Origin of the sequence: Micromonospora sp. NPDC047074 (genome assembly GCF_040643815.1) — a bacterium.
Classification (GTDB): Bacteria; Actinomycetota; Actinomycetes; order Mycobacteriales; family Micromonosporaceae; genus Micromonospora.
Genome location: NZ_JBEYVB010000025.1, coordinates 76,368 through 88,962 on the forward strand (window position 1 = coordinate 76,368; position 12,595 = coordinate 88,962).

Genomic DNA, 12,595 nt, shown 5'->3' on the forward strand with positions numbered 1-12,595 from the left:
CGCTCACCGCTCGCCGGCGGCGAGGCCCTCGATCGCCCGCACGAGATCGTCGGCGGTGGGGGCGGCCCCGGGGTCGAGCATCCACTGGAGCACGACGCCGTTGATGACGGCCAGGGCGAGGGAACCGTAGCGTCGCGCCTGCTCCGCCGAGACCTCCGCGGGTGCGACGTCCAGCACCAGCGCGGCGAGTTCCCGCCGGCTGGCGGCGTAGCTGACCACGAGCTGGTCCCGCACCTCGGGCGCGAACTCCGCCTGGGCGTACGCCTGCACGCTCGCCACCAGGATGGCCCGTTGCTCGGGCGCCAGCGCGAGTATGCCGTCGAGGAACCGGCGGAGGCGGTCCAGCGGGGCGCCTCCGGGCTCGGCCACGACGGCCGCGGCGATCGCGTCGCCCCAGGCGTCGAAGGTCTCCAGGAGGGCCGCGTTGAGCAGGGCGTCCTTGCTGCCGAAGTGGTAACCGATGGAGCCGAGGTGGGCGCCGGTCACCGCCACGATGTCCCGGGCCGTGGTGTGGGCGTAGCCCTTCTCCACCAGGCACCGTCTCGCCCCCGCCAGGAGGTCCTCCCGCTGTCCCACGCCGGCAGTGTAGTCGGCCCCTTGGACGTACGTCTTGAACAAACGTATTGCACAGACGTCTTGTACGCCCGTACATTCCTCGGGTGACCACTCCTGCACCCGCCCGTGCCCGTGGCCGGGAATGGCTCGGCCTCGTCGCGCTCGTCATTCCCGCCCTGCTCGCCTCGATGGACCTCTCCGTGCTGTTCATGGCCGCGCCCTGGATAAGCGCGGATCTCACGCCCAGCGCCGGCCAGTACCTGTGGATCATGGACATCTACGGGTTCGTGATGGCCGGGCTCCTGGTGACCATGGGCAGCCTCGGCGACCGCGTCGGCCGCCGCCGGCTCCTGCTCGTCGGGGCCGCCGCGTTCGGCGCGGCGTCGCTGCTGGCCGCGTTCGCCACCAGCCCCGAACTGCTCGTCGCCGCCCGGGCCCTGCTCGGCGTCGGCGGGGCCACCCTCGCGCCGTCGACGCTCTCCCTCATCCGGGGCATGTTCGCCGACGACGACCAGCGGCGTACCGCGGTCGGGATCTGGACGGCCGCGTTCACCGGCGGCATCGCGATCGGCCCCATCATCGGCGGCTTCCTGCTGGAGCGGTTCTGGTGGGGGTCGGTGTTCGTCATCAACGTCCCCGTCATGCTCCTGCTGCTCGTCGTCGGCCCGTTCCTGCTGCGCGAGTCGAAGGACCCGAATCCGGGCCGGTTCGACCCGGTCAGCTCCGTGCTCTCCCTGGCCGCCGTGCTGCCGGTCATCTACGCCGTCAAGCGGTTCGCCGAGGACGGGCCGAACGCCGTGTCGCTGGTGGCCCTTCCCGTCGGCCTCGCCGTCGGTGCGCTCTTCGTCCGCCGGCAGCGCCGCGGCGAGCGGCCGATGATCGACGTACGGCTCTTCACGACCAGCTCCTTCTCCGCCTCCATCGGGGCGAACACGGCGATCACGTTCGCGAGCGCGGGCATGGGCCTGCTCGCGGTCACGTACCTGCAGACGGTGCTCGGCCTCGGCCCGTTCGACGCCGCGCTCTGGATGCTCCCGACCATCGCGGGGAGCGTCGTCGGCGTCGCGCTCGCCTCCGTCCTGGCGCCGCGTACCCGGCCGGCCGTCCTCGTCGCCGCCGGGCTCGCCGTCGCCGCCGGCGGGTTCCTGCTGGTCAGCACCATGCGGCCCGACGCGCCGGTCTGGTGGCTGATCGGCAGCTACTGCCTGCTCACCGTCGGCGTCGGGATGACCGGCACGCTGGCGACCTCGCTCGTGCTCACCACGGCGCCGCCCGAGCGGGCGGGGGCCGCCTCGGCGATCTCCGAGACGAGCACCGAGTTCGGCGGCGCGCTCGGCATCGCCGTGCTGGGTAGCGTCTCGGCCGCCGCCTACCGGGCGGAGATGGCGGGCGAGGTGCCGGCCGGCCTCGACGACGAACTCGCCCACGCCGCGACCGACACCGTCGGCGGCGCCCTCACCGTGGCCGGGCAGCTCCCGGCCGAGGTGGCCGACGTCCTGCTGGCCCGGGCCTTCGCGGCCGTCACCGAGGGTTTCACGGTCACCGCCGTCATCGGCGCGGCGGTCCTGCTCCTCGGAGCGGTCGCCTGCGCCGTCGCCCTGCGGCGGGTGCCCGCGGGGACCACGCCCACCGATCCGCACTGACGCCGCGGGTCGCCCCCGACCGTCCGGGGGCATGTCGTAGGTCGGGGCTAGCCTGCGGGGATGGGTCGCAGCCAGTCGTTGCCCCGGGGCGGCGATCCCCGGTTCGGGCCGGATGCCGACGACACCGGCTGCCCGATCCTGCACGTCGACATGGACGCCTTCTTCGCCTCGGTCGAGGTCCGCCGCCGCCCGGAGCTGCGCGGCCAGCCCGTCGTGGTGGGCGGCACCGGGCCGCGCGGGGTGGTCAGCTCCGCCAGCTACGAGGCCCGGCGCTACGGCGTACGCAGCGCCATGCCCACCGCGCGGGCCCGGGCGCTCTGCCCGCACGCGGTCTACCTGCCGCCGGACTTCGCGCAGTACTCGGCGGCCTCCCGCGCGGTCATGGGGATCTTCCGGGACGTCACCCCGCTGGTCGAGCCGCTCTCCCTGGACGAGGCGTTCCTCGACGTGGCCGGCGCCCGGCGGCTGTTCGGGCCGCCGGCCGCCATCGCCCGGCGCATCCGCGAGCGGGTCGCCGCCGAGCAGGGGCTGACCTGCTCGGTCGGGGTCGCCCCGAGCAAGTTCGTGGCAAAGCTCGGCTCGACCCGCGCCAAGCCCGACGGCCTGCTCGTCGTTCCGGCGGCCCGGGTGCTCGACTTCCTGCACCCGCTGCCGTCCTCGGCGCTGTGGGGCGTGGGGGAGCGGTCCGCCGAGACGCTGCGCCGGCTGGGCCTGACCACCATCGGGGATCTCGCCGAGGCACCGGTCGGCATGCTGCGCAAGGCACTGGGCGCCGCGTCCGCCGCCCACCTGCACGAGCTGGCCTGGGGGCGGGATTCGCGCCGGGTCAGCCCCGAGCAGGTGGAGAAGTCGATCGGCGCCGAGGTGACCTTCGACGCCGACGTGGGTGATCCGCTGGAGATCCGCCGGGCGTTGCTCGCCCTCGCCGAGAAGGTCGGCGCCCGGCTGCGTGCTGCCGGGCAGGTCGGGCGGACCGTGTCGCTGAAGGTGCGGCTGGCCGACTTCCGCACCGTCAGCCGGTCCCGCACCGCGGGTGTGCCGACCGATGTCGCCAGGGAGATCTTCGACACGGTCTGGGCGCTCTACACCGCGTTCGACCCGGGTGAGCGCGTCCGGCTGGTCGGCGTACGGGTCGAGGGGCTCGCACCCGCGCGGGAGAATCCGCGCCAGCTCACCCTCGGCGCGCCCGAGCGGGGCTGGCGGGAGGCGGAAGCAGCCGCCGACGCCGCGGCTGCCCGTTTCGGGCGGTCCGTCATAGGTCCGGCCAGTCTGCTCGGGGCCCCGGACGGGCGGCGAAACGAAAATCCGCCCCGGCCGTAGGTCGTCCCGCTTTCCGACGCGCGAGGGCCCTCGTAGACTTGCGGGTAAGCAGCCGGTTGGCTGCCACGGTCTGTCGGCCCGACCGGGCCGACCAACGTGACCGGGGAGGAGTGCCGTGCCGCTCTCGGAGCACGAGCAGCGGCTGTTCGAGCAGATCGAGCGGTCGCTTGCCGAGGACCCCAAATTCGCCTCGGCCGTGCGCGCCAGCGACCCGCGTTTCCACGCGCGGCGTCGCCTGCTCGTCGCTGCCGGCGTGATGATCGCTGGCCTGGCGCTGTTGGTCTATGGCGCGGTGATCAAGACTCCGCCGCTGGCCGTGGCGGGTTTCGTCGTCATGCTGGCCTCGGCCGCGTTCGCGGTGCAGTCGCATCGTCGGGCGCAGTCACCGGACCTGCACGTCGTCGGCGGGACGACAAGTCGCCGTCGCCCGCGCGGCCGGTCGGGCCGCCGGCCCTCGATCCTGGATCGGATGGAGGACCGGTGGCGGCAGCGCCCGGAGGGGCACCGCTGACCTGACCCGCCGCTGACCCGGCCCGCCGCCGAGGCGGGCCGCGCGACGACGAGTGCCACCACCGGGCCTGCCCGGTGGTGGCAGCTGACGATTCCGCGCGCCCCGACGGCCCCTCTCCGCCGCGTCCGGGTGCCCGACACCCGACCCTCGCGGCCCTGCCGCCCCACGTCCTCGCCAACCGTCCGGCCATCCCGGGCGACCACCGCACGCGCGTACGGCGCCGGGCTGATGGCAAAAGGGCCGGCAGGGGTACGCCACCCCCACCGGCCCCTTCGCGGTGCCGTCAGCGGGCCATGCGGTTGGCCAGCAGGCGCCGCGGGCTCCAGCGCAGCAGCCGGTGGCGGGCCCGCCCGCCGGCCGCCACCAGCCGGGACGACGCCTCGGCCGCGGCCGTCCGCCAGCGCAGCAGCACCGACGGCGGCAGCATCGCGGCCACCAGGCGGGTACGCCGGTCAGCCTGTGCGGCCAGCGCCTCGCGCACCGTGCGCAGGGCCGGCAGGAGCTGCTCGCCGGTGAGCGGGTCGCGGGCGTAGCGGGCGCGTTCCTCGGCGCGGCCGAGCAGGCGTACCGCCGGGTGCGCCCCGGCGTCGGCGGCGAGGGACTCCCGGGACAGCCGGTCGGCGGTCGCCCGGGGGGTCTCCGTCCGGTCCACCCGCACCCGGTAGTCCACAAGCGTGTCGAGCAGCTCGTCCCAGGCGGCGTGCGCGTCCGCCCGGGCCCGCTCCACGTCCGCCAGCACCACCATCCGTCCCCCACCGGTGGGCGCGTCCCCGGCAGCCCCGGCAGGCGCCGCCGTCGCGGCCGACGCGGTCACCGGACCGCCGCGCCGCCGGCGCAGGGCCGCGCGGCGCAGGGCCGGCAGGGCGAGCAGGACCAGCAGGGCCAGTAGCGCGCCAGCGGCGTACCAGGGCCAGACCGGGGCCTGCTCGGTCGGGGTCTCCCCGGCGGCGGAGAAGCCGGAGTCGACGTCCTCCTCGGGACCCTCCGGCCCGGCGGGACCGGCTGACGGATCCGCGCCGCCGGGGGCGCTGGACGGGCCGGGAGCCGGTGACTCGTCCTCCGGGGCGTCGGTGTCCGGCGCCCAGGCCGACCTCGTCGAGCCCGGCACGCCGTACGCCGGGGTGGCGTCGAACGGCACCCAGCCGACCTCGTTGAAATAGACCTCCGTCCAGGCGTGCAGGTTCCGGTTGGTCAGCGTGTACGTGCCGTCGCCGGAGTTGCTGCCGTTGGCGAACCCGAACGCCACCCGGGCCGGGATACCGGCGGCCCGGACCAGCCACGCCATCGAGGCGGCGTACTGCTGGCAGAAGCCGACCTTGTTGGTCAGGAAGTCGACGATCTCCTCGCCGCTGGTGCCGCCCTTGGTGCTCAGCGAGTAGGTGAAGCCGTTGTCGGCGGAGAAGTGGTCGTAGATGGCGCGGACCTTGTCGTACTCGGTGTCCTTGCCCCGCACCAGCGTGGCGACCAGCTCCTCCACCTCGGACACCTCGGGCGGCGCGGGGTGCAGGCGGCGCACCGCGTGGTCGGCGGGCAGCGGCTGGGACCGTCGCAGGGCCGCCGGGGTGTACGTCGAGCGCACGTACTCGAACGTGTAGCGCTTGTCGCGGGAGTTCTCCCGGTTGGAGAAGATCACCTGGAGGCTCGGGTCGTACGCCCACCTGTCGTTCAGGTCCTCGGTGCGCACCGGCTCGGTGTAGACCGGCAGCAGCGGCATGTTGAGGGTCTTCGTCACCTCGACCGTGGCCCGGTACGTCTGCTGCTCGACGCCCCGCGCGGACGGTGCCGGCAGGTCGTCGACGGGGCGGCCGGTGGGGGTGCCCTCCCGGAAGCCGCTCGGCGTGAGCTTGTCGGCCACCCCGAAGCGCAGGTAGAAGGGGTTCTTCTCGTTCGTGGTGACCTTGACCAGGTCGGTGACCCTGGTTTCGTTGAGTTGCCCGCTCAGCGCCGCGAACAGGTCGATCCTGCCGGTCCCGCCCTGCCCGGGGCGCCCGTTGCCGTTGCCGTTGCCCGAACCCGTGCCCAGCGTGTCGAGCAGCCCGCCGGTCATTCCCGGCACGGCCAGCGGCAGCACCACGGCCAGCGCCACACCCACCACCGCCAGCCGCCGGCCGGCGGCGGCCAGCGGCGAGGCCTCCCAGACGTCGACGTCCCGCCCGTCACCGGTGAAGCGCCGGCCGAACCGGCGGACCCGGTCGACGTTGTCGGTCACCAGCAGCCAGAGGTAGCCGGCGGCGCCGACGACGAACGGCACCGCCGGGACGCTGTCCACGTAGACCGCGACCGGCACCGAGTAGATCGCCAGCATCGGCAGGCCGGCCAGCGCCGGCCGGCGCAGCCCGACGACCAGCACGTCGACCAGCACGGCCACCCCGCCGACCCCGAGCACGGTGACGAACAGCAGCGGGTCGGTGTCGGGCACCTTCACGCCGTAGGAGCGCATGTCCTCCAGCGAGCTGTCGAGCAGCGCGCCGAAGTGCGTGAAGGTCGACGGGGTGGGCACGATGCCCAGCAGCTCGGCGCCGCTGGGGAAAAGCCAGGTCAGGGCCACTGTCAGCCCGGCCAGCATGGCCAGTGCCTGGCCCCAGAGCGGCACCCGGGCCAGCCGGGCGAGTGCGGCCACCGCGGCGACCACGGCCACCGCGATCGTCGCCTGGATCAGCCACGTCCAGCGTTCGAAGATGGCCGACAGCGGCGCGGCGGCGAGCAGCGTCGCCGCGGCGGCCACGAACCCCAGGTTCCGCTGGGCGATCATGAGGGGACCCTTCCGTTCATCGCACGCCGCCGGCCACCGTCTCGGCCATTGCCGCCCGCAGCGCGAAGCCCTGTGAACCGCGGGCCGCCTGCGGCCACAGCGCGGGCAGCCCGGTGCCGTGCTCGACCCCGATCACCCGCCAGCCGCTCTGCAACATGGCCAGCGCCGCCGCGCCGTGCGCGTGGTCGGCCTCGGCCCGGGCCCTGGCCGGGAGGCTGAGCCAGGTGGAGCTGTCCAGCAGGAAGCCGACGCAGGTGGCGCCGTTGCCCCGCAACCCGGCCAGCAGCTCGGCCTCGGCCGTGCTCACCGACCCGAACAGGCCGATGATCAGGCCGCCGTCGGACCGCTGCCGGACCTGCTGCACGAGGGTGGTCAACTCGCCGGACTTGTCGAGCCGGACCTCGGCGAGGTGGTCGAGCAGCAGCCCGTCGCCGGTGGCCTCGGACGCGTCCACGTCGGCGCCGGAGCCGGTGACCAGGCGCAGCTTGTAGCCGGCCTGCCGCAGGTGCACCGCGATGCTCGCGGCGGCGGAGACCGCCCACTCGAAGGAGGCCGTCGGCCCGTCGCCCCGGTGGCCGTACGCGCGGGTGTCCAGCACGACCGTGGCCCGGCTCTCCCAGGGCTGCTCCTCCCGGCGCACCATCAGCTCACCCGTGCGCGCGGTGGACTTCCAGTGCACCCGGCGCAGGTCGTCGCCCACCCGGTACTCCCGGGTGGCGGCGTCGTCCTCGCCGTGCACGGCGACCGACCGGGCCCGGCTGTCGCCGCTGCCGGCGTACTCGCCGGGCAGGCGCACCGAGGGCAGCGGGGTGACCTGCGGGATGACGGTCAGGTGATCGGTGCTCGGGAAGGCACGGCTCAGCTCGCACAGCCCGAACGGGTCGGTCATCCGGACCACCAGCGGGCCCACCGCGTACCGGCCGCGCACGTCGGCCCGCACCGTGTAGGCCACCGAGCTGGCCTGGTGGGCGCCGAGCCGCTCCAGCACCACCCGGGGCCGGCTGCCCAGCGCGTACGGCAGCCGGTCCTCCAGCAGCAGGGTGCCGGTGGGCAGCCGGGACATGTTCTGCAACCGCAGCACCACCCGGGAACTCGCCCCGACGGGCACCCGGTGCGGGTCCAGCGACCGGTTGCAGGCGAGCTTGTAGCGGCTGCGCCCGACGTAGGCCGCGGCGAGCAGCGGCAGGATGGCCAGCAGCACGGCGACCCGGAGCAGGTCCTTCTCGCCGAGGATGCCGGCCGAGATGGCCGCCGCGATCGCGGCCGCGAGGAACGAACGGCCGCGGGTGGTCAGCCCTCGCAGCCCGTCGCGCACGTCACCGCCTCCGCGGCTCGTACGAGGCCCGGCCGTTGCCCTCGCCCGCGGGCCGGGTGTCGTACGGGGAGCGCCCGCGGTCGTGCGGCAGCGGAAGCCGGTGCACCAGGTCGGAGACGATCGCGTCGGTGGTGCGCCGGGCGAGCTGGGCGTCGGCGGTGGGGATGATCCGGTGCGCGAGCACCGGCACGGCCAGCGCCTGGAGGTCGTCGGGCAGCACGTAGTCGCGGCCCTCCAGGGCGGCCACCGCGCGGGCGGTGCGCAGCAACTGGAGGGTGGCCCGGGGGGAGGCACCGAGGCGCAGGTCGGAGGCCTCGCGGGTGGCGGTGACCAGGTCGATCGCGTACTGCTTGACGGCGTCGGCGACGTGCACCTGCCGGACGTGGGCGATCAGCTGGCGCACGGTGTTGGCGTCGGAGACCGGGCGCAACTCGTCCAGCGGGTCGGTGGCGCCGTGCCCGTCGAGCATCGCCAGCTCGGCGTTCGGGTCGGGGTAGCCCATCGCGATGCGGGCGGTGAACCGGTCGCGCTGCGCCTCGGGGAGGGGGTAGGTGCCCTCCATCTCGATCGGGTTCTGGGTGGCGACGACCATGAACGGCGTCTGGAGGTGGTAGGTGACACCGTCGACGGTGACCTGCCGCTCCTCCATGCACTCCAGCAACGCCGACTGCGTCTTCGGTGAGGCGCGGTTGATCTCGTCACCGACGACCAGGTTGGCGAAGACCGCGCCCGGCCGGAACTCGAAGTCGTGCGTCTCCTGGTTGTAGACGCTCACCCCCGTGACATCGCTGGGCAGCAGGTCCGGGGTGAACTGGATGCGACGCACCGAGCAGTCGATCGAGCGGGCCATGGCCTTGGCGAGCTTGGTCTTGCCGACCCCGGGCACGTCCTCGATGAGCAGGTGTCCCTCGGCGAGCAGGACGGCCAGGGCGAGCCGCACGGTGGCTGTCTTACCCTCGATGACCTGCTCGATGTTCGACACGATCGCTTCGCTGGCGGCGCGGAACTCGTCGTGCGGCAACAGGCCGCCCACCTCGTCCCTGGTCTGTTGTGTCACGGGCCTCCTCCTCGTCGCCGGACGGCAGCTCTGTATAGAGCAGCTGGACCCGCCGTAGGGTTCGCGACGTCGAGCCTCGTCTGCCGCAGGAATCTCACTGGTCTCTCAGGCTAACCATGTTTCTCGCTGTCGCCGACCCCCGCAGGTAGACGGTCGGTTACGCACCGAATATTCGCCGGGTCGGGGGAGTTTGCGGTCGCTCTCGGTGTCGATCATGCTCACGAAGGGCGTCGGCGGGACGCCTGTCGTCCGGTCCGTGGTAGCGGGCGGCGTGCGCGACCGGGCGGCGGGGTACACTCCCGGTCATGGCCGGATTCTTCCTGCTTCTTACCGGGCCGTGCTGATGCGCTGACGCGCGACAGCACGGCGGCCCCTCCTGCGCGAGGGGCTTTTTTGTGCCCTCCGCCGGGTGCCCGGCGGTCGGCACCCGGAGCCGGCCCATGGGTGACGCGGCGCCGGCGGCGAGCAGACCGAGCCATACCGACATGACCGCGCCGAGCGAGGTCAGCACCACCGCCCGGCCGTGGCGTGGCCGGCGGCGACGAGCGAAGCGAGGAGACGCCATGAGCGAGGCAGCAGCAGCGGCCGACATTCCCCCGTTCCGGTACACCGCGGCCCTGGCCGAGGAGATCGAGCACCGCTGGCAGGACGTCTGGGCGCGGGAGGGGACCTTCCACGCCCCGAACCCGACCGGCCCGCTGGCCGACCCGGGCCACCCCCGCGCCGGCGCCGAGAAGCTGTACGTGCTGGACATGTTCCCCTACCCGTCGGGCGCGGGCCTGCACGTCGGGCACCCGCTGGGCTACATCGGCACCGACTGCTTCGCCCGCTACCAGCGGATGGCGGGGCGCAACGTGCTGCACGCCATGGGTTTCGACGCGTTCGGCCTGCCGGCCGAGCAGTACGCGGTGCAGACCGGCACCCACCCCCGGACCACGACCGTGGCCAACATCGAGCGCTACAAGGCACAGCTGCGCCGGCTGGGCCTGGCCCACGACGAGCGCCGCTCGGTGGCCACCATCGACACCGACTTCTACCGCTGGACGCAGTGGATCTTCCTGCAGGTCTTCAACTCGTGGTACGACACCGAGGCGAAGCGCGCCCGCCCGATCGCCGAGCTGATCGCCGAGTTCGAGGGCGGCAACCGGCCGACCCCCGACGGCCGCCCGTGGGCGGAGCTGTCCGTCGCCGAGCGGCGGGCCGTCGTCGACGGCCACCGGCTGGCGTACGTCTCGCAGGCGCCGGTCAACTGGTGCCCGGGGCTGGGCACCGTGCTGGCCAACGAGGAGGTCACCGCCGACGGCCGCTCCGAGCGGGGCAACTTCCCGGTCTTCAAGCGCAACCTGAAGCAGTGGATGATGCGGATCACCGCGTACGGCGACCGGCTGCTGGACGACCTGGACACGCTGGACTGGCCCGAGCCGATCAAGCTGATGCAGCGCAACTGGATCGGCCGGTCCCAGGGCGCGCACATCGACTTCCCGACCGCCGCCGAGCCGATCCGGGTGTTCACGACCCGGCCCGACACGATCTTCGGCGCCACCTACGCCGTGCTGGCCCCCGAGCACGAGCTGGTCGACGCGCTGGCGCCGGACGCCTGGCCGGACGGGACGCGGGACGCGTGGACCGGCGGGCACGCCAACCCGCGCGCGGCCGTGGAGGCGTACCGCAAGGCGGCGGCGGCCAAGACCGACGTCGAGCGGCAGGCCGACACGAAGGAGAAGACCGGCGTCTTCGTCGGGGCGTACGCCACCAACCCGGTCACCGGCGGGCAGATCCCGATCTTCATCGCCGACTACGTGCTGGCCGGCTACGGCACCGGCGCGATCATGGCCGTGCCCGGCCAGGACGAGCGGGACTGGGCGTTCGCGGAGGTCTTCGACCTGCCGATCGTGCGTACCGTGCAGCCGTCGGAGGGCTTCGCCGGCAAGGCGTACACCGGGGACGGTCCGGCGATCAACAGCGCCGCGCCCGACCGCGGCCTGGACCTGGACGGCCTGGGGGTCGCCGACGCCAAGGCCCGGATCATCGAGTGGCTGGAGGCCAACGGGCACGGGGTCGGCGCGGTGACCTACCGGCTGCGCGACTGGCTGTTCTCCCGGCAGCGCTACTGGGGCGAGCCGTTCCCGATCGTCTACGACTCCACCGGTGCCGCCATCGCGCTGCCGGAGGAGATGCTGCCGGTCGAGCTGCCGGAGGTGGACGACTTCTCGCCGCGCACCTTCGACCCGGAGGACGCCGACAGCAACCCGGAGACCCCGCTGTCGCGCCGCAGCGACTGGGTCGAGGTCGAGCTGGACCTGGGCGACGGCCCGAAGCGCTACACCCGCGAGACCAACGTGATGCCGCAGTGGGCCGGCTCGTGCTGGTACGAGCTGCGCTACCTGGACCCGACCAACTCCGAGCGCTTCGTCGACGCGGAGAACGAGCGGTACTGGATGGGGCCGCGCGGCGAGGGCGACTGCGGGGGCACCGACCTGTACGTCGGCGGGGCCGAGCACGCCGTGCTGCACCTGCTGTACGCGCGGTTCTGGCACAAGGTGCTGTACGACCTGGGCCACGTCTCGTCGTTCGAGCCGTTCCGCAAGCTGTTCAACCAGGGCTACATCCAGGCGTACGCCTACACCGACGCCCGGGGCGCCTACGTGCCGGCCGAGGACGTGACCGAGCGCGACGGCGGCTTCTACCTGGGCGACACGGCGGTCAGGCGCGAGTACGGCAAGATGGGCAAGTCCCTGAAGAACGTGGTCACGCCCGACGAGATGTGCGCCGCGTACGGGGCGGACACGTTCCGGGTCTACGAGATGTCGATGGGCCCGCTGGAGGTGTCCCGGCCGTGGGAGACCCGGGCGGTCGTCGGGTCGTACCGGTTCCTGCAACGGGTCTGGCGGGCGATCGTCGACGAGCAGACCGGGGCGCTGCGGGTCACCGACGCGCCCGCCGACGAGGCGACCCGGCGGTTGCTGCACAAGACGGTCGACGGGGTCCGCGGCGACATGGAGGCGATCCGGTTCAACACCGCGATCGCCAAGCTGATCGAGCTGACCAACGGGCTGACCCGGCTGGCGGAGACCCCGCGCGAGGTGGCCGAGCCGCTGGTGCTGATGGTGGCGCCGTTCGCCCCGCACGTGGCCGAGGAACTGTGGCGCCGGCTGGGGCACGACACCTCCCTGACGTACGCGGACTTCCCGACCGCCGACCCGGCGCTGCTGGTCGCGGAGACGGTGACGTACCCGGTGCAGATCAACGGCAAGGTGCGGGGCCGGGTCGAGGTGCCCGCCGACGCGTCCGAGGAGACCGTCCGCGCGGCGGCACTGGAGGCGGTCGGGTCGGCGCTGGCCGGCAAGGAACCCCGCAAGGTCATCGTCGTCAAGGGCCGCATGGTCTCCGTCGTAGCCTGACCCCCCGCCCGCCCCCGCCCCCGCCCCCCGCCGCCCGCCCC

General features: G+C 73.7%; 8 protein-coding genes. 4 read left to right on the plus strand and 4 right to left on the minus strand.

What is annotated here, in order from left to right; all coding sequences use genetic code 11:
* Positions 1–3: 3 nt before the first annotated feature.
* Positions 4–576 (minus strand): TetR/AcrR family transcriptional regulator, encoded by a 573-nt coding sequence (locus tag ABZ809_RS24270; protein ID WP_357564868.1) that lies wholly within the window; start codon positions 574–576, stop codon positions 4–6.
* 83 nt (positions 577–659) lie between these two features.
* Between ABZ809_RS24270 and ABZ809_RS24275 the strand changes: the two genes are divergently transcribed.
* The 3 genes from ABZ809_RS24275 (at position 660) to ABZ809_RS24285 (ending at position 4,029) form a co-directional block, all read left to right on the plus strand.
* On the plus strand, positions 660–2,198 hold the full coding sequence (locus ABZ809_RS24275; RefSeq protein WP_357564869.1) for an MFS transporter: 1,539 nt from the start codon (positions 660–662) through the stop codon (positions 2,196–2,198).
* Positions 2,199–2,258: 60 nt separating this feature from the next.
* Positions 2,259–3,518, plus strand: coding sequence for a DNA polymerase IV (locus ABZ809_RS24280; protein WP_357564870.1), 1,260 nt, complete (start codon positions 2,259–2,261; stop codon positions 3,516–3,518).
* A 115-nt stretch (positions 3,519–3,633) separates the two neighbouring features.
* Positions 3,634–4,029, plus strand: a complete 396-nt coding sequence (locus ABZ809_RS24285) for a DUF3040 domain-containing protein (RefSeq protein ID WP_121400531.1) — start codon at positions 3,634–3,636, stop codon at positions 4,027–4,029.
* Positions 4,030–4,312: 283 nt separating this feature from the next.
* Here the strand turns inward: ABZ809_RS24285 and ABZ809_RS24290 are convergent, their stop codons facing one another.
* From ABZ809_RS24290 to ABZ809_RS24300, 3 genes are read right to left on the minus strand one after another with little or no spacing between them, the layout of a single operon-like run.
* Positions 4,313–6,781: a DUF3488 and transglutaminase-like domain-containing protein gene (locus ABZ809_RS24290; RefSeq protein ID WP_357564871.1), complete on the minus strand. Its 2,469-nt coding sequence runs from the start codon at positions 6,779–6,781 to the stop codon at positions 4,313–4,315.
* A gap of 16 nt (positions 6,782–6,797) precedes the next feature.
* On the minus strand, positions 6,798–8,096 hold the full coding sequence (locus ABZ809_RS24295) for a DUF58 domain-containing protein (protein WP_357564872.1): 1,299 nt from the start codon (positions 8,094–8,096) through the stop codon (positions 6,798–6,800).
* A gap of 1 nt (position 8,097) precedes the next feature.
* Entirely contained in the window at positions 8,098–9,153 is a 1,056-nt protein-coding gene (locus ABZ809_RS24300; protein WP_357564873.1) for a MoxR family ATPase, read from the minus strand.
* A 563-nt stretch (positions 9,154–9,716) separates the two neighbouring features.
* Here ABZ809_RS24300 and leuS point away from each other — a divergent pair.
* On the plus strand, positions 9,717–12,554 hold the full coding sequence (gene leuS, locus ABZ809_RS24305) for a leucine--tRNA ligase (RefSeq protein ID WP_357564874.1): 2,838 nt from the start codon (positions 9,717–9,719) through the stop codon (positions 12,552–12,554).
* Positions 12,555–12,595: the final 41 nt, after the last annotated feature.